Below are 22249 nucleotides of genomic sequence, written 5' to 3'. Positions count from 1 at the left end.
CTTCTAGGTTAACCCGTCTTAGTTCTTCTCCAAGTATTCCTGTTCGCTTTCGCTCAAATTGCGCGTGAGTTCCTCAGCCAACTCGGGATTGCGCATCACCATGGCACGCGCATCCGTGTGGGTGCGCTCCACAATGTCTTGGTCATCCGCCAAGTTCAGTAGCCGCAATGTGCGGTGCGTTCCGGACTGCATGGTGCCCAAAATGTCTCCCTCCTGGCGCTGGCGCAAGTCAAGCTCGGCTAGCTCAAAACCAGAGGAGGTTTGGGCAATTTGATTGATGCGGCGGAAAGACGGAGTGTTATCGGCTGCCGTGGTGTGCAAAAGGCAGATGGAGGCATTGCCGCCTCGTCCCACGCGCCCGCGCAACTGGTGCAACTGGGAAACGCCGAAATGCTCGGACTCGCGGATAAGCATCACCGTGGCATTGGGAACATCTACGCCCACCTCGATGACCGTGGTAGAGACCAAGATATCGATCTCTCCCCTGGCAAATGACGTCATTACCTCGTCTTTGTTGGGCATCTTTCCATGCAAGATGGCTACCCGCAGTCCCTTGAAGGGACCGTTTTCTAGCTGCTGTGCAAGCTCTAGCACTCCGCCTTTGCCTTCAATGCGCGGGCAGACGATATAGGCCTGATGGCCGTGGGCAACCTCCTCGCGTATCCGCTCGAGTGCGCGAAGCACCCAGGTCGGCCGCCACTCGGCCACCACTGCTGACTGAATAGGTTTGCGACCACCGGGCAGCTCTGTCAGCGTTGATACGGCGAGGTCACCAAAGACGGTCATCGCAATGGTGCGCGGAATCGGTGTTGCTGTCATCACCAGCACGTGGGGGCTGAGGCCTTCACGTGCCTTTAACCGCAGGCTATCGCGCTGCTCTACACCGAACCGGTGTTGCTCATCTACGACGACCAATCCAAGGTTAAAGAACTCCACGGTGTCTTGGATAATCGCATGGGTTCCAATGATGATGTCCGCGTCACCGGAGACAATATCCAATAAAGCCTGCCGCTTGTCCGCCGTTCGCATGGAGCCGGTCAGGAGTACGACCTTGACGCCTTCGGGAACCGAGGTCCCAATGGAGGCAGCGTGTTGGGAGGCGAGTACTTCCGTCGGCGCCAGCAGTGCTGCCTGCGTTCCTGCGTCGACAGCCTGCAGCATAGCGCAGGTAGCCACCATGGTTTTGCCTGAGCCAACCTCGCCTTGCAGCAACCTCATCATGGGCAGCGGACGAGCCAGATCGTCTTCGATCTCGCTAATGACGCGACGCTGCCCTTCGGTCAGATCAAAGGGCAGATGGCTCAGCAATTCTTCGCGATAGCCGCCTAGGGTGGCCGGCATGGTAGAAGCGGTCCGGGCTTCGGCATCTCGCTGGCGCAATGCCATCACCAAACCTATGGACAGCGCCTCGTTGTATTTTAGCCGCTGAATCGCACGGTACGGGCCCGCTTTCCCGGGCTCGTGGATTTCCCGCACTGCCTTATCGAGGCTGATGATCATCTGATAATCCAGCGGTTCCGCAATCGGCGGAGTCTTAGATAGGACGTAGTGGATGGCGCCCATGATGTACCACGAGGTCACCTTGGACGTGGCCGGGTACACCGGTATCCATTCACGTTCCAAGAGGAGCTGGTCGAGCCTGCCAAACTGCGACAGGTTCCGCAGCGAGCCGGTGGCTTTTGGGCGTTGCTTCTTGCCGGATTCGGCCGCTGGCTGGCGGTAATCATCCAGTTCGCCATCGGGGCGGCCAAACGCATCGATCTCTACAAAGTCCGGCTGCTGCAACTGCGGCTGGTTGCGAAAGAACTTAAGCTTGCCGCTCATCATGACGCGCTGTCCGCGGTGCAACATCCGCATCACGTAATTGGCATTGAAAAAAGTCGCAACGATGCTGCCATCGAGCTGCACATTGATGATGGTGGTCTTGCCCGAGTCATGGCGGGTGAATCCGGTAATGGTTCCGGTAACCGTGACGATATCGCCCTCCGCAGCGTCTCCTAGGCCGACGTCCTTGTTGTGGCGGATATAGTCTCGGGGATAGTGAGCTAAGAGCTCGCCGCAGGTCTCATACCCCAGCGCTTTGGTAATCTTCGCGGCGTCCTTCGCCGCAAGCACCTCTGTCAAAGGGCGGTTGTCCTGCCAGCCGAGCATTGCTATTCCACTCCGATTTCGGTTGCGATATCCGGTACTTTCAGTGCCATAACGTCCACGCGAAGCTGTTGAGCTAGGTCCTCCTGGTCCAGGTCAAGGGCGCTTAAGACTGTGACCTGCTCACCGCCTTCTGCTAAGAGATCGCGGCAGGTGGTAATGATTGACTGCGGGGTTTCCTGGCTTGGGTAAGCCACTCGCATGGACTTGGCAGCATCACGCATGGCAGCAACGACGGCACCAGTATCTGGGTTATCCGGTTCATAGACGGAAATCGCAGCCAGAGCTGCAGCCAAAGACTGCGCGGGCACTACTCGCCCGGCGCTGGTCTCCGAACTCAAACCGGTAGCAAGGACGATGTCCTCCTCTTCCGCCGCAATGGGATCATCCGGTGACACAACGCTCACCCCCGCAGATGCCAGAAGATCGCTGATAGGCCCGGCCGGTGCGGCAGCAATTACCCGGCGAGCGATCGGTGCTTCGGAGGCAGATTCGGTGTGAGCAGGCAACACCTCAAGGTGCAGGTTGGATACCTTTCCTATACCAAAGGCGGTTTCAATGACCCTGCCTGCCCGCCAGGAGTGGATATGTACATTAGCGCTGTCCTCGGTGGCCCGAGCGATAACGAGGCTGTCTCCCAACGGTTCAATTGCTACCTGCAGCGTGTCTAAATCTCCCTCGAAGAAAAAGACCACTTCCAGTTCAGTTTCCGGCTCCGTTTCGGGCAGGCCTGTGTGCCCGGTGGATCCTTCGATTTCTGCGAGCAGAGACTCTAAGAGGATAACGAGACCAGCGCCGCCAGCATCCACCACTCCTGCCTCGCGCAGGGCTGGCAATTGCGAAGGAGTGCGCTCGAGGGCCGTTTCCGCGGCAGCGATTGCGGCGCTGACAATACTGTGCAAGGTTGCGCCTGATTGCGCTGCAGCGTCGTCGGCAGCCTCGGCTGCTGCCTTCAAGACCGTAATAACTGTGCCTTCCACCGGCTCGGCGATAGCCTGGTCCACCAGCTCCACGGCATGCTGCAGGGAGCGGGCAAAGACAGCACCGTCGATAACTGAGTCCACAGTTGACTCGGCAATGCCGCGCAGAACCTGAGACAGCACCATTCCCGAGTTCCCGCGGGCACCACGCACCGCCCCGATCGCAAGGGAGTCAGCGACATCGCCGCCATTGTCGAGCTCCGCTACCGCTGCCTCCATCGTATGCGCCATATTTGAGCCCGTATCGGAATCCGGTACGGGAAAGACATTGAGCGCGTTGATCTCATCGCGGCGGTGGGCTAATTCCCCCACGGCGCGGGTGGCCCAATTGCGCATTCCGTGGGAATCCAGCGTGCTGGGGTAGGACATGCGCAATAGTTTACAAGCGCCAGTCTATTTCCTGTGCGCCTTGGTCCCGCAAAAGGGCGTTTGCCCGGGAAAAGGGCTGAGAACCAAAGAAGCCGCGGCTGGCAGAAAGCGGTGAGGGGTGTGGGGACTTGATACAGGGGACGTCGGGAAGAAAGCGCTCACACGCTTGCGCATCCCGGCCCCAGAGAATCGCGACCATGGGGCTGCGGTTGAGTGCGCGAATGGCAGCCTCTGTGATCTCTTCCCAACCGATGCGGCGGTGCGAACCGGCTTGGCCTGGGGCTACGGTAAGCACCCTGTTAAGCAGCAGCACTCCCTGGTCCGCCCAGGCGCTCAGGTCACCATCCTCCCGGCCGTTGATACCCAGATCATCGTGCAGCTCGCGGTAAATATTGACCAAGGAACGCGGTGGTTTCACGCCTGGGCGGGTGGAAAAGGCCATGCCCATGGCGTGTCCTGGGGTGGGATAAGGGTCTTGGCCGACGATGAGCACGCGGACATCGTCCAGCGGCATCTGCAACGCGCGGCAGACGTCCTCGGCCGGGGGCAAGTAGTCCTGCCCCTCAAGAGCGTGAGAAATCTGTGGCCATTGCTTTTCAACAACCGGCGCCAGCACCGGTTCCCAGGAAGGGTGGTAAGTGGGATGCATGGTTAAAAACTCAGCCAGCCTTTCTGATAGCTCGGTGTGGTGCCTCCCAGCGTAACTCCGCAGCCGCGGGTTACGGTGCCAATCTTTCGGAATCCGGAGGGGGCTTCCTTTGCGGTCGTGCCGATGAGGGTGTGGTCTTCGCCGCCGCTGAGTACCCATTCCCAGGGATCGCAGCCGAGTAGATCCGCGGCCTGGCACAGCAATTCTTCCGGTTGCAAGGCCTGCGGATCCAGGTCCATGTGCACACAGGAGTGCTCGGCCATCGTAGTGCAGTCTTGAATCAGCCCGTCTGAGTTATCGGTCATTGCGGTCACCCCCGCGGCACGGGCAATGACGCCGCGGCCGGGGTTGAGCCAGGGGGCACAGTGGGCGTCGATAAGCGGCTGCAGGTGCTCATGCCCTGCAGGCAAGTTCCGGCCGAAGCGCTCCAACAAGGCCAAGCCGGCGGCCGAGTGGCCGATCTTGCCGTGCGCTACTACCTGCTGGCCTGCCCGCGCCCCGTCCAAGGTCAAGGCAGGAAGGCTGCCACCGAGGAAGCCTACGGCCGTGATATTGATGACCAAGAGATCGGACTTCGTAAGGTCGCCGCCTACCAACTCGGCGTTATAGAAAGAGCTATGCTCCGCGATTCCCTCGGCAATGCCGCGCACGAAGGGCACCGGGGTATCACCTGGCGCGGCGATAGCAAGGAGGGCGGCCACCGGGCGAGCACCCATAGCTTCCACATCGGCAAAATTGCGCAAGATGGCCTTCTTGCCAATCTCGCGCGGGGTAGACCACTCGCGCAGGAAATGACGTCCCTCCACCATCAAATCAGTGGCCGTCACGGTGCGGGAATTCGGCGGCGCACTGGGCAGAACCGCGGCATCGTCTCCATTGAGCCCACTGGAGGCCACGGAGGTGATTTCCCGGATGGCGGCGCGTTCTCCCACATCTGCGAGAGTCTGAGTTAAGTTCACCAGCTTCCTTTCGATACTATGAACCCTTATGACATCCCAATTTAACCGCACCGCGATCTTCATTTCACTTGGGTTGTCCATAGTGATGGTTCTGGCGGTCCTTTTCGGCGCAAAATACGTATTCAATAACGTCGCCAAAGCCCCCGTGGCGGTCTCCCCCGTGGAGTCTAAGGAGGCAGACTCGCAAGCCTGCCGCAGCTTTATCGACGCCCTTCCGGATCAGGTCATGGATAAGCCACGTGCCGATATTGCCGAGCCCGTACCTTCCGGTGTCGCGGCTTGGGCCGCTACCTCAGACGATAAGGTCACCGTGCGCTGTGGCGTGGATATGCCTTTCCAGTACACCGAGTACTCCCAGACCCAGGACGTAGAGGGCGAACAGTGGTTCCAGGTGCACGATGCCACCCCTGGCTCCAACCTCACCACTTGGTATGCGCCGCAGCGCTTCCCCGTTGTCGCGGTCACTGCCTCCACTGACGCAGAGCCGGGCGAGCTTAACGACGCCCTCTCGTCCCTCGAAGAAAAGCCTGCCACCGCCCACGAGGCGCCGCTCAAGGCGCTCAAGGCGGGCAATGACCAGATGTGCGCAGAAGTAGACAAGGCCTTGCCCGATTCGGTGGCCGAGGGATACAGCCGCCGCAAGGTAGAGGAAAAGAATACCTACGTGTGGAGCGCCGAAGGCCGCGAAGACATCGTCGCGCGATGCGGCGTAGCCAAGCCGGAGAACTATCGCGCCGGAGTCAAGCTCCAGCAGGTTAACGATATTCCGTGGTTCGAGGACACCACCTTAGCCCACGGCACGACCGCAGGCACGTGGTTTGCCCTCGGCCGCGAGGACTACCTTGCGCTACACGCCCCACAAGATGCCGCGCAGGCGGCACTGGTGGAAATCGGCGATGTGCTCGCAGAGCACACGGCCGAGAAGTAGGCAGCACTTGGGCCTATTTGGCCAAGGCCTGCTCGATAAGCGCCTCGAGCAGCGCCGGGTACTCAACGCCCGAGGCCGCGAGCACCTGCGGGTACATGGAGATCGGGGTAAAGCCCGGCAGGGTATTGATCTCGTTGATGTACACGGAGTCCTCGGTGACGAAGAAGTCGACTCGGGACAGGCCCTCACAGTTGAGGGCCTCGAAGGCGCGGATCGCCATGCCTCGTAGTTTCTCGGTCAGCTCAGGTGCGAAAGGTGCAGGGATTTCGGCGGTGACCACATTGTCGAGGTACTTGGTGTCGAAGCCATAAAAGCCCTCATCGGAATCATCGATACCGGCGAGCAGCGCTGGGACGGAGGCCAGCAAGGTGCCATCGGCATAGTGAAGTACGCCGATTTCTACCTCTTTGCCTACGATTTCCGGCTCCACCAGGATCTTTTCGTCATCCTCGAGCGCCAAGTCGACGGCGGCGGGGAACTCCTCCCAGCTATTGACCTTGGATACGCCGATCGATGATCCGCCCCGGGCGGGCTTTACAAAGACGGGCAGGCCTAGTCGCTGCTTTTCGTCCTCGCTTAGCTCGGTGCGGCCTTTGAGGATAACCTCGGGTGCTACTGGCAGGTCTGCGGCCGCCAGCACCTTCTTGGTAAATTCCTTGTCCATACCCACCGAGGAAGCCAATACCCCTGGGCCTACATAGGGCAAGCCGGAAAGCTCAAAGAGTCCTTGGACCGTGCCGTCCTCACCAAAGGGGCCATGCAGAATGGGAAATACCACGTCGACCTCTGCGAAGAGCGTGCCGTCGGTGACGTTGTGGAATTGTCCCCTGGCATTGGGATCAAGAGAAAGGGTCAGTTCTACACCTGGGCTGACCTCCGGCATGACACCATCGACAATTTCTAACCCCTCAGTGGTGCCGGGCGTCCACGTGCCCTCACGGGTAATGCCGATGGGCACCACCTCGAATTTCTCTGGGTCGAGGTGGTTCATGATCGCGCCTGCGGATACGCAGGATACGGAGTGCTCGGTGCTACGGCCGCCATAGATAACGGCCACGCGGGTCTTTTCAGTCATGCCCGCAGATTTTACCCTCGACCTACTCCGACTTCTTGGACCGACCCATCAAAGCGATGATCATATCTTCCACCGCCATACCCTCGTAGCACACGCCATAAACCGCGTGCGTGATAGGCATCTCAACTCCGGCCTGCTGGGCGAGGCGATAGATGGAGTCACAGGAGTAGACGCCCTCCGCGACCTGGCCATTGGTCGCAGCCTTGGCCTCTTCAATCGTGCCGCCTTGACCCAAGCGGTAGCCAAAGGTGCGGTTGCGCGAGAGTGTCGAGGTGCATGTTGCCACCAAGTCGCCCATGCCTGCGAGGCCGGAGAAAGTAAATGGATCCGCCCCCAACTCCACGCCCAGGCGGGTAATTTCCGCCAAACCGCGGGTGATGATGGTGGCCATGGTGTTATTGCCCAGCCCTTTGCCGGAGGCGATACCACAGGCTAAGGCGATGACATTTTTACAGGCGCCACCGATTTCTGCGCCGATGACGTCGGTATTGGTGTAGGGCCGCAGGTACGGCGCGGCGACCGCTGCTTGCACGCGCTGAGCGCGGTCTTCATCGGAGCAGGCAATCACCGTTGCGGCCACTTGGCCGGCAGCAATCTCCTTGGCCAGGTTCGGGCCAGACAGTACCGCCACGCGGTCTTCTGGCACGCCCGCCGCATCCATAATGACCTCGCTCATGCGCTTGAGCGTGGCGGTCTCCACGCCTTTCGAGATAGACACCAGGGTCGCGTCCTCTGGCAGGTGCGGCGCCCACTTTTCCACGTTGGCGCGCAAGGTTTGGGAGGGAACGCCGAACACGACGACGTCGGCAAGCGCAAGCGCTTCCGCATCATTGTGGGTGGCCCGCACCGCGGCCGGCAGCCGGGTATCCGGCAAATAGTCCGGATTGATGTGCGTCTCGTTGATGGCCTGCACCAATTCCGTGCGGCGCGCCCACAAGCGAACGTCATTTCCGGCGTCCGCAAAGACCTTGGCCAAGGTAGTGCCCCAAGAACCAGCACCCATCACGGCAACATTAACCATGGTGTCTCCTCCAAACGTGCAAATCTATAACCCCAACCTTAAAGCATGCCCGACCCCCGTGGGGCGAGGATGCACAACGCGCCTTACCCGTGGGACAATGGGCGCTTAGACGTTGTTTTCAAACACCCAATTTCTGTGGAAAGGCCCCGTGGAGGCAGACGATGCCCAATATTAAAAAGATGCACGAAACCGACAAGGATCAGCAGCACGAGGAATTTATTTCCGGCCGCCATCAGGAAATCCCGGTGGACCCCGCCAAAGAATTCCACCGCACTACCCTTGCTGCCGGCGCCGTGATCTGGCGCGGCTCCCCGCAGGACCCAGAAATCGCGCTCATCCACCGCCCCCATTACGATGATTGGTCCCTGCCCAAGGGCAAGGTTGATCCGGGCGAGTCCCTACCTACCACCGCAGCCCGGGAAATCCTGGAGGAAACCGGCTTTAACGTGCGTCTAGGCAAGCTCATCGGCAAGGTAACGTACCCAGTCCAGGGCCGCACTAAGGTGGTCTACTACTGGGTAGCCAAGTACCTGAGCGGAACCTATTCCGCCAATAGTGAAACCGATGAGCTACGGTGGCTGCCCATCGACGAGGCGCAGGACCTCCTGTCCTACGACGTTGATACCGCGGTAGTGGCCAAGGCGGCTAAGCGCCTACGCATCGCGCCCGCTACCCGCGTGCTCTATGTGCGCCACGCACGCGCGCATGACAGCGGTAGCTGGGAAGGCGATGACAACCTTCGCCCACTGGATAAAAAGGGCCGCCGCCAAGCAGAGATGCTGGTGCCAATGCTGAGTGCCTTCCACCCCACCGCCATTTACTCGGCCTTGCCCCAACGCTGCCAGCAGACTGCTGCCCCGCTTGCCGACGAACTAGGCAAGGACATTTCCATCAACAGAAACTTTGGTGACGAGGCTTGGGAGAACGACCCAGAAGCAGCCAAGAAAGCTTTCCGCCGCGTGGTCAACGAAGGCGGCGTTCCCGTCATCGTAAGCCAGGGCGCCACCATTCCCGGCATCATTGAGGATCTTGCCCCGAAGTTCCTCAAGAAGCCCGTGGACAAGCTGAAGTTTAAGAAGGCTTCTGTATGGGTCTTGTCCTTTAACAACGGCGAGCTGACCGGCGCCGATTACCTGGCTAGCCCACTGCCGGTGCGCTAGTTTCCTAGTTCCTCCCCGACCAACAATTAAGGCCCTGCCTTCCATCTCATGCGGCGGACGAGCAGGGCCTTACTTGCGCAACTATCGTGCGGCTGCGGGGTTTTCTAACCGCGCAAGCCGAGCGTGCGACGGACGAAGAGGACCAAAATGAGGGTGTTCAGTGCTGGGTACACAAACATGCCGACTAGGGTAAAGCTCAACACTGCGTACAGGACGACACTCAGGACGACTACCAAGATGGTCACTCCGACATTCTTCTTCGCTACCTCGATGGAAGCCCCAAAGGTCTCGCCAACGGATAGCTCAGGACGTACGGCCTTAACAGCCGGCATCCAAGTAAAGAAGAAGGCGGCGAAGAGTCCCGGAATAATCAGGAGAACGAAGCCCAGGGAAATAACCAGCCACGAAAGCACATTCACCGCCATGAGACCGGCGACATTTTTAAAGCTCAGAAAGTCCTTTATCTCCAGCATCCCGGTATCAACCTGTTTATTAGCAGCCTTGTACCAGGTGCTAATGGACCAAATAAACACTAGGAACATGGCGATAATAGCTAAGAACATTACCGCAATTAACCCACCAGTAAGTGCGGCATCGGAACCCGAGCCACTATTGGCTAGGGCATCAATGGATGTACCGCTGCCTGCTAGGACGAGGGTCAACAGCAAATAGAGAATGGAGACAATTACGATCTGCACCAGTGGACCGAAAATCCACTGCGCCCAACCGCGGCCGAAGTAGCGGAAGCTATCCGCGAGTACCTGAATGGCGTCTACGTCGCGCCCAAACAGGGAATCGTCTCCCGGATACGAGCTTCCGGCATATCCGGGTTGGCCGTATTGCTGCTGTCCATACTGTTGCTGGCCAAACTGCTGTTGACCAAAGTGCTGTTGGCCGTAGCCAGGCTGACCATTCGCATCGTGCCCATGAGAAGCAGACTCATTGCCGGCTCCGGGATACTCTGCCCCGTTGTTTCCTGAATTGAAGGCATCATTATTCGAATAGGGATTGCTCATAAGTCTAAAGCTAGGGGGATACTTTGTTGCAGGAAACTGGAGCAAGCAATTGTTACCTATACGTTACGGAGTTGTACCCCCACCTCTACCCCAAGGCGGAAGCTTGAGGTTCACGTATGAACGCACGGCGCCCCTACAGCCGCTTCGCGTAGCAGGACTGTAGGGGCGCTGCTGACCCACCGATTTCAAGCGGTTTTTCTGTTATTGAGCGTGAACAGCGGGCTTGAAACTGGGGCGGCGCGATTCGTATGCAGCGATTGCATCTTCATTCCGGAGGGTAATGCCGATGTCATCCAGCCCTTCCATCAACCGCCAACGGGTGTAGTCATCAATATCGAAACGGTAAGTATTTTCTTCTACCGTGACCGTTCGAGCCTCCAGGTCCACGGTGACCTGAGTTTCTCCAGATTCGAGCTGCTTCCAGATGAGCTCGATATCTTCTTGCTCCATCAACCCAGTAAGCAGTCCAGACTTTCCAGCGTTACCGCGGAAAATATCTGCAAAGCGGGAAGAAAACACGGCGCGGAAGCCGTATTCACTCAACGCCCACACTGCGTGCTCACGGGAGGATCCGGTGCCAAAATCACTACCCGCAAAAAGCACCGAGCCATCCTTGAATTGCGCCTGGTTGAGCACAAAATTGTCATCGGAGCGCCAATTGGAAAATAGGCCTTCAGAAAAACCGGTCCGCTTAACCGACTTCAAGTAGCGCGCGGGGATGATCTGATCAGTATCCACATTGGAAGCGCGCAGGGGCACGCCCGTTCCCGTATGGGTAATAAATTTCTCCATTGTCAATGCCTTTCTAAGCCCTTAATCCAGGTCTGCAGGGCTAGACAGGTAGCCGGTCACGGCAGTTGCGGCAGCCACCTGCGGGGAGACAAGGTGCGTGCGCCCACCAGGACCTTGACGGCCCTCGAAGTTGCGGTTGGAGGTGGAGGCGGATCGCTCGCCCGGAGCCAATTGATCTGGGTTCATACCCAAGCACATCGAGCAGCCGGCGGTACGCCACTCCGCGCCGAACTCTCGGAAGACCTCGTCGAGGCCTTCCTCCTCCGCTTGGGCTTTGACCACGGCAGAGGACGGCACGACCATCATCCGCGTATCGGCAGCGATGGTGCGTCCCTTCACCACGTCGGCCGCAGCGCGCAGGTCTTCGATGCGGGCATTGGTACAGGACCCGACGAAGACGGTATCGATCTTGATATCACGCAGTGGAGTACCTGGCTGCAGGTCCATATACTGCAAGGCCTTTTCCACAGTGGCCTTTTCATTATCGTCACCACAGTCTTCCGGATCTGGGACCTTCTCCCCTAACGGAAGGCCCTGCCCAGGATTGGTTCCCCAGGTAACAAATGGGGTCAGCGAGGAGCCATCAATTTCCACGACGGTATCGAATTCTGCGCCTTCGTCCGTGGGAAGCGTCTTCCAATACTCAACTGCAGCATCCCAGTCTGCTCCTGTGGGAGCAAACTCGCGACCCTTGACATACTCGAAAGTCGTCTCATCGGGAGCGACCATCCCAGCGCGGGCCCCTGCCTCAATAGACATATTGCACATCGTCATACGCGCTTCCATGGACATCTTGCGAATGGCCTCACCGCGGTATTCAATGATGTGGCCTTGCCCGCCACCGGTACCGATTTTGGCGATAATGGCCAAAATGAGGTCCTTGGCAGATACGCCCTCTTGCAGCTCTCCAGTCACCTCAATAGCCATGGTCTTGAATGGCTTTAAAGAAAGCGTCTGCGTAGCCATGACGTGTTCTACCTCAGAGGTGCCAATACCCATGGCGATAGATCCAAAGGCGCCGTGCGTGGAAGTATGCGAGTCGCCACACACGATTGTCATACCTGGCTGGGTGATGCCCAGCTGCGGGCCAACCGTGTGCACGATGCCCTGCTGGGCATCACCCATCGAGTGCAAGCGCACTCCAAATTCCTCGCAGTTCTTGCGCAGGGTCGATACCTGGGTGCGTGAAACCTCATCCTTGATTTCCAAGAGGTTGCCGGACTTGATGCCTTGCGTGGGAACGTTATGGTCTTCGGTGGCCAAGTGCAGCTCAGGGTGACGCAACGTGCGGCCGGCCAGCCGCAGGCCATCAAATGCCTGCGGACTGGTAACTTCATGTAGTAGCTGAAAGTCAATAAAGATGAGGTCTGGTGCCCCAGCATCGCCGTGTTGGACGACGTGATCGCGCCACACTTTTTCTGCCAATGTCAGCTTCTGGTTCATAAACATCTCTCCACACTTGAAATCTCATGAGTTGGGACGTAGATTTCATTGTATGGGAGAGTATAGCGCAGTTTCCGGAATTAAGGTGTTGGATCGAGCAATGGCCATTATGATGGCCGCCGCCAACCACCCCTCCACCCTCAATGAATTATGCGAAACCACGGGGCTACCTCGGGCGACGGCACATAGATTGGCCACCGCGCTCGAGGCACACCGCATCCTCGTTCGCACCCCCGATGGAAAGTGGAAGGCCGGCCCTGCCCTTCCCGGCAACCGCGATCACCTCCTCGAGGCAGCGGGACCAATCATGGAGAAACTGCGCGAACACACCGGAGAATCCATCCAGCTCTACGAAGTCACTGGAAATACCCGCACCTGCATTGCCACTAAGGAGCCGGAATCCGGCCTCCACAACGTCGTACCAGTCGGGCGCCAGCTACCGCTTAGCTCCGGCTCTGCCGCGCGCATCATTGCCGCATTTGTAGACATTAATACCGATAACGCCTCGTTTACCCAAGCAGACATTGAGGCGGCCAGAAACCAAGGTTATTCCGAGTCTATTGAGGAACGCGAAGCCGGCTTAGCCTCCATCTCCGCGCCGGTTTTCGATGGTTCCGGCACCTTCCTCGCAGTATTGTCGATTTCCGGATCTGCCGAGCGCTTCCAACCTTCCCCGGCCCAGAAATACGCCGACATTCTCACTTCCGCCGCACGCGAATTGAGCAATCTCCTTTAAGGCCCTCCCTAGCTTTACGACGCCCGCCTCCACCTAACCCCAAGGAGGCGGGCCGATTTATTTCCCAAACCAGAAAAATCAGAGAAACGCGCCCACGCCTATTGAAACCGAAATGAAAATGCGGTTTAATGAAAACACACTGAAAACAACGGGGCTTCCCCCCACCAGAGAGGATCAGACATCATGACCCACACCACCCACGAAGACCATACCCACACCCATGGCGCCGATTGCGGCCACGTTTCCTTCCCACACGGCGACCACACCGACTACCTCCACGAAGGCCACATTCACCGTGAGCATGATGGCCACTGGGACGAGTGCGAGACCACCGAGCACGTTGAAGCCGAGGCGCACGCCGACCACACCCATGGTGAAGGCTGCGGCCACGTAGCGATCCCGCACGGCGACCACGTGGACTACCTGCACGACGGCCACCGCCACGCCGCCCACGGCGATCACTACGACGAGCACTAAGCGCTTATCGAGGCATAGCCCCATACCGCTTGCCGCCTGGACCCCTTCAACTGTGGGCCCAGGCGGCCTTCTCTATGCCCACCCCCTACTGCTGAAATCCTCCCCGAAATTCACACCAGAAACATATCTGCAAGCTCGGCGGGACGCGCTCTCTCATTTCTGTTTAAAATGACAGTCAGACTATTAGTTCTTTCCGGTTGGGTGCTACGGTTTTTCGAGTGATTACTAGTTGGAAGATTTTTCTTCAAGATTTTGTCCGCTTGTGGCGGACCCCGCAGGTCTGGGTGATCCTCATTGGTTTGATGATCACCCCAGCCCTGTATTCTTGGGTAAACATCTCCGGTTTCTGGGACCCATACGGAAACACAGAACACCTCAAGGTCGCCGTAGTTAATGAGGACAAAGGCGCATCCTCGGAGATGACTGGCCACTTAGACGTTGGCGGGCAGATGATTGACAAGCTGCATGACAATGACGAGCTGGGCTGGCAGTTCATGGACAGGCAGGAAGCCGAAGACGCCGTTAAGAAGGGTGACGTCTTCGCCTCGGTGATTGTCCCCGAAGACTTCTCGGCCGATTTCGTGAACCTTTTTAAAGGTACCTATTCTCAGCCCACGCTGGAATATCACGTCAATGAGAAGCTCAACGCCATTGCACCGAAGATTACTGATACTGGCGCTTCGACACTAGACACCACCATCAGCTCGACCTTCAAGGAGCAGGTAGCGGATTCGGTGGCTACGGAGCTAAAGAACTCCGGTGGCGATTTGAGCCAGAAGATTAACAGTACCGCAAGCAAGACCGCGGATTCTTTTTCAGAGACCGCAGATACGGTAGCTAACTCCCGCAGCCAACTTGCTGACGTGCATTCCACCATCGAGGATGCGCGCCCAACTATCGCGCAAGCCCGCGAGTCTTTGGGCACGGTGCAAAAGACCCTCGACGATGCCCAGACCGCCTTGGATGAGCTGAACGCTATAACCGCAGAGGTCCAGCGGGAAGTCACTTCTTTCTCGGACGATGCCACCGCTGCCTACGTAGAAGGCACGACCGCTATGGCGGACGGCACCGCCTCCGCCAATGCCACCGTGGGCTCGGTCTCCGGCAAACTGCGCGGCGCCCTCAACCGCGTTGCTGCCGCATCCGCTGGCGCGTCTGGAATCGTCGGTGAAGCTGATCGGGCTATCGATCAGCTCGATAAGCTTGCGGCTTCACCGGCCCTGCCCCCGCAGGTTTCCCAACAGATTAAGGATCAGGTAGGAGAACTCCGCGAACGCAATGACCAAAATAAGGCCGTTCTCGGTGACTTAGATACTCTCAACGGCGATACGAACGACACCATCGATTCGCTCAATAAGACCACGGGCATGTTGGAAAAGATGGCCGCCCAAACGCGCGATGATTCCCACGCGCTGCGCGATAATGTAGCCGAAGGCCTACCCAAGCTCAACGCTGCGCTTTCCGCCGTCACCGCTACCACCGGCAAGCTATCCGCCTCACTCGAAAGCCAGCAGGCACTGGTCGGGCAAACCGATGGGCTCTTGGGCGGCGTCGACGAGCAGCTAAGCCAGGCCCAGCAAGTAGTTGAGCGTTTTTCTGTGGACCTCGACGGTATTGAGGAGGGGCTTCGTGCCTCCCGCAGCGACGTGATTGCGCTGAGCAATACTGCCAATAACAATTCCATTTTGCAGTCTGTCAAGGGCCTTAACACCGATGAGGTGTCTTCCTTCCTTGCCTCCCCTGCGGAGATGGAAAGCCACGCCGTATTCCCTGTAAAGCACTATGGTTCCGGCATGTCCTCGCTCTTTATCAACCTCACGCTGTGGATCGGCGCGTTCATGCTGCTCATCATCTTCCGTGCTGAGGTAGACCCGCAGGGCCGCAAGGACCTCACCATTACCAAGGCTTACCTTGCCCGCTTCCTTTTGCTTTCCTTCTTTGCCATTGCCCAGGCACTCATCGTGTCCATCGGCAACCTGGCCATTGGTGTTGAACATGCCAATGCATTGGCCTACGTCGCTACCGCGGTCATCGTGGGCCTGTGCTACCTGAGCATTACCTATAGCTTGGTTTCTACGTTTGGACACGTAGGCCGCGGCATCGCGGTGGTCTTCGCCTTCATCCAGATTCCGGGCGCATCCGGCCTCTACCCCATTGAGATGACGCCGGACTTCTTCCGCGCGGTGCATCCATTCCTGCCCTTTACCTACGGCATCGATGCCATGCGCGAGACCGTCGGTGGTTTCTACGGCAACCACTATGCGCGCGACCTTGCCGCGCTCATCGGCATGGCCGCGATCGCTTACCTCATCGGTACTGTGATGCGCCGCGGCCTGTCCAACGTCAACATGCTGGTCAATGACGAACTGCATAAGGGCGGTCTCGTTATCAATGAGCAGGTCCACCTGGTCGGCAGCCGGTACCGCTTTACCGACCTCCTCTATGCCTTGAATGACCGCGAGGCGTACCAACAAAGCTTGGAGGATAAGTGGAGCATGGCCCGCAGGAATTACTCCCAGCTGATGAAGATTACCGTCGCGGTAGGCCTAGCGTTAGTCGTCGCTTTGGGCATCTACTCACGCATTAACCCTGAAGAAAAGGCCATCATCTTCGGCCTGGCCTGCCTGGTGACGCTCATTGCGGTGGGCGTTATCTGCTCCCTTGAGTACGTCAAGCAGAGCATCGCGCACGATAGCCGCCTGGCGGATCTCAGTGATGAGGAAATCCAGGAGCACCTCGAGCACCGACAGGAACACCCAAACCGCTACCTCCTAGAGGACTTAGACGAGGAATCCACATTTTCTAATGCCAGCGAGACCAAGGAAATGCCCGCCGTTGATGGCGATGGCTCCGGAAAGGGAGGCGAGTAAGTCATGAAAAACATCCTGACCATTCTCCGCGATGACCTCCACGCCATTCGCACCAATGTAATGACCGCGGTCATCATCTTTGGCCTTGCCATCATCCCGTTGCTTTTCACCTCCTTCAACGTGTTGGCCAGCTGGGATCCCTTTTCTAATACCGACCAACTCAAGATCGCTGTGGCCAGCGAGGATGAAGGCCACGAAAGCGACCTCGCCTCCCTGAAACTGAATTTGGGCGATAAGGTGCTCTCACAGCTCAGCCGCAATCAAGATATCGATTGGGTCATTACTGATAGCGCCGATGCCGTCGAAGGAACGAAGTCTGGCGAATACTATGCCGGCATTGTTCTGCCCAAGGACTTCAGCGCGGATTTGCTCACGTTTTATGTAGAAGGAACCGAGCCAAGCAAGCTCAACCTCTATACCAATGAGAAGAAGAATGCGCTGTCTACCATCATCACGCAAAAGAGTGCGGACGGCGTCATCCAGAAAATCAACGAGTCCTTCACCCGCGTGGTATCCAATGTCGGCCTTGGCGTCGTCTCGGATTTTGATAAATACCTTAATGAGGACGATACCCAGACTGCACTCAATAACCTGCACAACCGCGTCAATAACGTCAGCACTCGCCTCGATGCTGCGGCTGGCACCGTAGGTGCACTAAGCAATCTGGTCGACTCCACCCTGCCGCTTACGCAGGCTGCGGACAATATCCTCGCCGAGGCTGGCCGCCAGGCTACGGAGACCGACAATGACCAAGGCGAAAACCCCATCGACGTTCTGCGCTCTACCCTCAATGACTCGGCTGGCTCACTCGACGCTTCCTTGGCGGCTACAACGCAAAGCTACGATGCGCTCTCTGCCCAGGTTGATGAGTTGCTCGATAATGCAAGCACCACCAGCGCACAAACGGCGCAGACCTACCGCACCGCAGCTGAGCGTGTAGACGAGCAGACAAAGGCCTTTGAGGGAGTTCGCGCTTCCCTCAAGGACCAAGCCGATAAGGTAGCTCTACCAGCTCCAGTCGCGGGTGGATATAAGGCGATGATGGGCCAGATTGATGCCTCCATTGCGCAGAGCAACGCGCTGCATGATTCGCTGGTATCTACCGCCGATGACCTTGAGCAAGGCCGTGGCACGTCCCAAGACTCCCGACAGCGCACCAAGGGTGCCATCGCCAATGCCAAGCAGGCTGCTGAAAAGGCACGCAATTCCTATAACGAGAACCTCAAGCCGCAGCTAGACCAGCTCAACCAGAGCGTCTCGGTGGTCGCGGACGATATTGATGCTGTCAAGCAGGACATCGCAGGCATTCGCTCTTCGGTCTCCCAGAAGGAGGGGTCGCCACAGCAAAGCCTGGCGCGCGCCCGCGATACCACCGCCAGCCTTGCCAGCACCCTGCGGGAGCAAAGCGGCCGTTTTGCTGACATGGGCCGAAAAATCGACGAGGTGCGCCGTGGCGGCGATTTAGACAAGCTAGCGGATATCGTCGGCAACGATCCAGAACTGCTCGCCTCCCGCATTGCCGCTCCCGTGGCTGTAGACCGCCAGCCGGTCTACCCTGTCGCTGCCTTTGGCGTGGGTATGACGCCGTTCTACCTCGCTTTGTCGCTGTGGGTAGGGGCCCTTCTGGCATGCGTGCTGGTGCATACCAACGCCGAGCGTAAATACTTGCGCAAGGACGAGAACGGCAATTACGACGAGAGCGAATTCACCCGTGGTCAAGCGTTCTTCGGTCGCTTTGCCACACTCGGCCTAGTTGGCCTCGCGCAGGCCACCTTGGTGGTTCTCAGCCTTATCTTCTTCGTCCAGATCGAGCCCGCGCACCCATTCATGCTCATGTTCGCCGCATGGATAGTCTCCCTGGTGTTTATGTTGATCATCTATTCACTTGTCATCACACTCGATAGTGCCGGCAAGGCCTTGGCGGTGTTGTTGCTCGTGATACAAGTCTCTGGCTCCGGCGGCGCGTACCCGCTGCCCCTGCTGCCTGAGTGGTTCCAGAACGTGAGCCCGTGGCTGCCAGCGACGTACGCTATTGATGCTTTCCGCAGCGCCATTGCGGGCATCTACCACGGCGATATATGGCGCGAGTTGGGCATGCTACTGTTATTTACCATCCCCGCACTCATCGTCGGCCTCATTCTCCGCCGCGCTATGGATGCCTATCACAAGCGCCTCAAGAAGGCGATTAAGAAGACGAAGGTCATGGCGTAGCCGCGCTGGGCGACGTCTCCCCTTCCGCACTTCCTACACCGCCCACCAAGCCCTTTTCACGGCTTGGTGGGCTTCTTTCATGCCTTGGGTCAAAAGCTCACACTCCGAAGTCACTGTAGTGTGTGAGAGAGCCGTGTGCGCTTCAGCTAAGGAGGCGTGGTGATTGCTCTGCCCCTAACGATTGCTGCTGTGCTCGGCTTAAGCGTGGTCACAAATACCGCCGATACTGCGTCCATAGGATTCGTCCTCACAGCAACTCTCCTATCACTGGGACTAGCCCCCTTTGTGGGCGATTCCTTAGAGCGCTACATCCCAGCTGCAGCATGGCATCGTGTCTCCCTCTCACCTACCGCATACCGCCGGTTGGGAGCTCCCTTATATAATTCCGTGCTCTCGGCCTCAGGCTGGAATCGGCTCATCTACGACATTCGGGCGCGCGAACGTTCTACAGCATCCGGAAACACTTCTAAGCGACCGCTACGAGCATCAGCAGTAGGTCATACTTGGGGGCTTCTACTACACGGTGCCACAGCGGGGTGGTCCGCTGCATCCGGAGATTGGCAGGTGCCCTTAGCGCTCGTAGCCATAGGGGTGTTGGTACGTCTCTACCCAATTTTGATTCAGCTCTATGTACTGACCGCTAGGCGAAATTCCTAGCCTGCGGTTTCGAGCTGGCTCTACATAACGCCAGACCGAACGCCCTGCCTGAGGCAGGCAAAGAAAAAGCTGCGAACCAAGTGGTTCGCAGCTTTCCGTTGGTACCCCGTACGGGATTTGAACCCGTGTTACCGGCGTGAGAGGCCGGCGTCCTAGGCCGCTAGACGAACGGGGCGCGTTCGCAGCAATCGCATGCTGTGCGTTGCGGACTTGTTAAGAGTAAACGATGGGTTAATTCAGCACAAATCGCGCGGTCAACGACGGTTTTGAGGGCAGGCGAAGGGAAACGCAAAAATTCCCGAGTCCGGTACTGCAGTGAGGGTTCTTCGTGGCCGAGGTGCGGATCGAATCAGTGGTTATTCCGCAAGCAATCTGTGGATAGTCCGTGGCCGAGAACGCTGTGCTAGTAGGACTCGGGATGGCGCTGTGCGTCGAAGAGCATATGCAGCAGGCTCCTATACTTCGTACAAACGTTGGTGGGAAGGAAGTTGTGGATTATAGCGTTACTACCTGGCTATGCTTTCGGGCTGTGCGCCTTGGCTGTGGTGCGTTTCGCTTTCTGTCACCCGCTCTCCTTTCTGTTTGTTTTCTGCTGTACTTGCAGTTTATGCCTGCACGTGCAGGACAGGAAGGTTTTTGCACAACTTCGCGGTGGTCTTAACCCTGGTTTCATTGGCAGAACGCTGCTAACTGCGCGGACGAGCCCAATGGTCTGGGGGTAGGTTATAACCAGTTTTATTTGCGCCGTGGTCGCACCCCACGCTGGCGCTAGAAAAAGACATTTCCCCGGATATGAAAAATCCTCCAACCTAAAGGTTGGAGGTCTTTGTACCCCGTACGGGATTTGAACCCGTGTTACCGGCGTGAGAGGCCGGCGTCCTAGGCCGCTAGACGAACGGGGCATAGAACTAGTGAGCCTGCCGTTTAATGCATTTTCACTGCTGGCCTACCAGGACTCGAACCTAGAATGGCGGTACCAGAAACCGCTGTGTTGCCAATTACACCATAGGCCATTTGCTAACTTGCGTTGGAAGCTTAACGCCTTCCGGCTGTTCTCCCTTGCTCGCTGCAACGTGTAATAACTATAATGATCATCGCGTAAACTGCCAAATCGCCAGCACACAACGCATTTTCAGGCCAGTAGAATGGTTAATAAAAATGCGGCGAATGACAGCGCTGTAGTTCAGCTGTCATTCGCCGCATCGAAGGGCGGGGTTAGATATCTATCGCCGCCTTGCTGGAGGCACTCCTCCTACTGTGCTTCCGACACGTAGGGAGTCACTTCGCGCGCCGCACGAAGGCGGGCCAGGGTGGACTCCTTCCCCAGCAGCTCCATGGACTCAAAGAGCGGTGGGGAAACCTGGGCGCCGGAAATGGCTACGCGCAGTGCGCCATAGGCCTTACGGGGCTTCAGTTCAAGGTCTTCAATAAGGGCCTTGGATAGCGCCGCCTCAATATTCTCAGTCTTCCACTCCGCAATACCCTCGAGGGTCTCAATACCCACCTCGAGCGGCTGAATGGCCTCTTCCTTGAGATTCTTCTTCGCCGCCTTCTCATCGAGCTTTAGTTCGGCATCCGGGGTCACCAAAAAGCTCATGAGGCCATAGGCATCAGACAGAGTCTTGATACGGGTTTGGACAAGGTCTGCAGCGAAGGCGAACTTCTCGCCGTCATAGTCGGCCGGGAAGTCCGTGTACTCGGTCAAGTAGTTACGCAGACGGAAGGCAAACTCTTCTGGGTCCAGCTGGCGGATGTGATCCGCGTTGATGGCCTCGAGCTTCTTCTGGTCAAAGCGTGCTGGGTTACCCAACACGTCGTGGACGTCGAAGTTTTCTACCAAGTCATCCATGCTGAAGATGTCCTGGTCCGCGGACAGCGACCAACCCAGCAGGGACAGGTAGTTGAGCATGCCCTCAGGGATGATGCCGTTATCGCGGTGATTAAACAAGTTGGACTGCGGATCGCGCTTAGACAGCTTCTTATTACCCTCGCCCATCACGAAGGGTAGGTGGCCAAACTCTGGGGTGAACTCGGCAACGCCGATCTTCTTAAGGGCGTCGTAAAGCGCGAGCTGACGCGGAGTAGAAGAAAGCAGGTCCTCACCACGCAACACGTGGGTGATGCGCATCAGGGCGTCATCAACCGGGTTAACCAGGGTGTAGAGGGGCGCACCATTGGAGCGAGCCACCACATAGTCCGGCTGGGTCTCAGGCTTGAAGGTCATCTCCCCGCGCACCAGGTCGGTCCAGGTCCAATCCTGCTCCGGCATGCGCAGGCGCCAGACCGGCTTGCGGCCCTCAGCCTCGAAAGCGTCGATCTGCTCCTGGGTGAGATCACGGTCGAAGTTGTCATAGCCGAGCTTCGGGTCACGGCCAGCAGCCTTGTGGCGCTCCTCCACCTCTTCGGCGGTGGAGTATGCCGGGTAGACAAATCCGCCGTCGATAAGCTTGTCTAGGACCTCTTTGTAGATGTCCATGCGCTGGGACTGACGGTAAGGCTCGTGCGGGCCGCCAACATTGATGCCTTCATCCCAGCCCAGGCCAAGCCAGGTCAGGGAATCAATGATGGCCTGGTAGGACTCCTCGGAGTCACGGGCGGCATCGGTGTCTTCGATGCGGAATACCAGCTTGCCGCCGGTATGGCGGGCGTAGGCCCAGTTGAACAACGCGGTGCGCACCATGCCGACGTGCGGCGTACCGGTTGGGGACGGACAGAATCTAACGCGTACTTCAGTCATGCCCACCATCGTAGTGGAGGT

The 22249-nt window shown here is 58.0% G+C and carries 16 protein-coding genes and 3 tRNA genes; 6 read left to right on the top strand and 13 right to left on the bottom strand.

Translation table 11 applies throughout. The annotated features are described in order from the left end of the window. Positions 1-18 precede the first annotated feature (18 nt). The 4 genes from QP965_RS03745 to QP965_RS03730 are packed head-to-tail and all read right to left on the bottom strand — an operon-like array spanning position 19 to position 5186. Entirely contained in the window at positions 19-2151 is a 2133-nt protein-coding gene (locus QP965_RS03745) for an ATP-dependent DNA helicase RecG (RefSeq protein WP_239279355.1), read from the bottom strand. 2 nt (positions 2152-2153) lie between these two features. Then, entirely contained in the window at positions 2154-3497 is a 1344-nt protein-coding gene (locus QP965_RS03740) for a DAK2 domain-containing protein (RefSeq protein ID WP_284843964.1), read from the bottom strand. Positions 3498-3507: 10 nt separating this feature from the next. Then, positions 3508-4146 carry a uracil-DNA glycosylase gene (locus QP965_RS03735; protein WP_284843965.1) on the bottom strand — a complete coding sequence of 213 codons (639 nt, stop codon included), beginning with the start codon at positions 4144-4146 and terminating at the stop codon, positions 3508-3510. Between the two features lie 2 nt (positions 4147-4148). Further along, positions 4149-5186, bottom strand: a complete 1038-nt coding sequence (locus tag QP965_RS03730; protein ID WP_284843966.1) for a thiamine-phosphate kinase — start codon at positions 5184-5186, stop codon at positions 4149-4151. Between QP965_RS03730 and QP965_RS03725 the strand changes: the two genes are divergently transcribed. Then, on the top strand, positions 5134-6033 hold the full coding sequence (locus tag QP965_RS03725; RefSeq protein WP_284843967.1) for a DUF3515 domain-containing protein: 900 nt from the start codon (positions 5134-5136) through the stop codon (positions 6031-6033). The two genes, QP965_RS03730 and QP965_RS03725, sit on opposite strands and share 53 nt — an antisense overlap. Positions 6034-6046: 13 nt before the next feature. Here the strand turns inward: QP965_RS03725 and QP965_RS03720 are convergent, their stop codons facing one another. Both QP965_RS03720 and QP965_RS03715 read right to left on the bottom strand, forming a co-directional pair. Then, positions 6047-7108 (bottom strand): D-alanine--D-alanine ligase family protein, encoded by a 1062-nt coding sequence (locus tag QP965_RS03720; RefSeq protein ID WP_284843968.1) that lies wholly within the window; start codon positions 7106-7108, stop codon positions 6047-6049. Positions 7109-7130: 22 nt separating this feature from the next. Then, positions 7131-8129: an NAD(P)H-dependent glycerol-3-phosphate dehydrogenase gene (locus QP965_RS03715; RefSeq protein ID WP_239279361.1), complete on the bottom strand. Its 999-nt coding sequence runs from the start codon at positions 8127-8129 to the stop codon at positions 7131-7133. A 161-nt stretch (positions 8130-8290) separates the two neighbouring features. Between QP965_RS03715 and QP965_RS03710 the strand changes: the two genes are divergently transcribed. Then, positions 8291-9289: an NUDIX hydrolase gene (locus QP965_RS03710; protein ID WP_284843969.1), complete on the top strand. Its 999-nt coding sequence runs from the start codon at positions 8291-8293 to the stop codon at positions 9287-9289. Between the two features lie 104 nt (positions 9290-9393). Here QP965_RS03710 and QP965_RS03705 read toward each other — a convergent pair whose 3' ends face one another. The 3 genes from QP965_RS03705 to leuC all read right to left on the bottom strand — a co-directional run bounded on the left by QP965_RS03705 (position 9394) and on the right by leuC (position 12540). Then, the gene (locus QP965_RS03705; RefSeq protein WP_284766215.1) at positions 9394-10305 is read right to left on the bottom strand and encodes a hypothetical protein; all 912 of its coding nucleotides are present in this window, start codon (positions 10303-10305) and stop codon (positions 9394-9396) included. A 201-nt stretch (positions 10306-10506) separates the two neighbouring features. Further along, complete coding sequence (leuD, locus tag QP965_RS03700) at positions 10507-11097, bottom strand: 3-isopropylmalate dehydratase small subunit (RefSeq protein ID WP_284766216.1); 591 nt, start codon at positions 11095-11097, stop codon at positions 10507-10509. Between the two features lie 21 nt (positions 11098-11118). Further along, on the bottom strand, positions 11119-12540 hold the full coding sequence (leuC, locus tag QP965_RS03695; protein WP_284843970.1) for a 3-isopropylmalate dehydratase large subunit: 1422 nt from the start codon (positions 12538-12540) through the stop codon (positions 11119-11121). Between the two features lie 52 nt (positions 12541-12592). Here leuC and QP965_RS03690 point away from each other — a divergent pair, with 52 nt between their 5' ends. The 4 genes from QP965_RS03690 to QP965_RS03675 all read left to right on the top strand — a co-directional run bounded on the left by QP965_RS03690 (position 12593) and on the right by QP965_RS03675 (position 18834). Further along, entirely contained in the window at positions 12593-13276 is a 684-nt protein-coding gene (locus QP965_RS03690; protein WP_239279382.1) for an IclR family transcriptional regulator, read from the top strand. A 183-nt stretch (positions 13277-13459) separates the two neighbouring features. After that, entirely contained in the window at positions 13460-13753 is a 294-nt protein-coding gene (locus tag QP965_RS03685) for a hypothetical protein (RefSeq protein ID WP_234447205.1), read from the top strand. 218 nt (positions 13754-13971) lie between these two features. Further along, positions 13972-16623, top strand: coding sequence for a YhgE/Pip domain-containing protein (locus tag QP965_RS03680; protein WP_239279383.1), 2652 nt, complete (start codon positions 13972-13974; stop codon positions 16621-16623). Positions 16624-16626: 3 nt separating this feature from the next. Beyond that, positions 16627-18834, top strand: coding sequence for a YhgE/Pip domain-containing protein (locus QP965_RS03675; RefSeq protein ID WP_239279384.1), 2208 nt, complete (start codon positions 16627-16629; stop codon positions 18832-18834). A gap of 756 nt (positions 18835-19590) precedes the next feature. Here QP965_RS03675 and QP965_RS03670 read toward each other — a convergent pair. The 4 genes from QP965_RS03670 to gltX all read right to left on the bottom strand — a co-directional run bounded on the left by QP965_RS03670 (position 19591) and on the right by gltX (position 22237). After that, positions 19591-19666: transfer RNA gene (locus tag QP965_RS03670), tRNA-Glu, on the bottom strand. Between the two features lie 654 nt (positions 19667-20320). Further along, positions 20321-20393: transfer RNA gene (locus QP965_RS03665), tRNA-Glu, on the bottom strand. 39 nt (positions 20394-20432) lie between these two features. Next, positions 20433-20504 (bottom strand) — tRNA-Gln (locus tag QP965_RS03660). Positions 20505-20743: 239 nt separating this feature from the next. After that, positions 20744-22237 carry a glutamate--tRNA ligase gene (gltX, locus tag QP965_RS03655; RefSeq protein ID WP_284844146.1) on the bottom strand — a complete coding sequence of 498 codons (1494 nt, stop codon included), beginning with the start codon at positions 22235-22237 and terminating at the stop codon, positions 20744-20746. Between the last annotated feature and the right edge of the window lie 12 nt (positions 22238-22249).

The sequence above is a fragment of the Corynebacterium sp. MSK074 genome, assembly GCF_030229735.1.
Lineage (GTDB): Bacteria > Actinomycetota > Actinomycetes > Mycobacteriales > Mycobacteriaceae > Corynebacterium.
The sequence above is the reverse complement of the archived record's forward strand: the minus strand, read 5'-3'. Positions and strand labels throughout refer to the sequence as shown.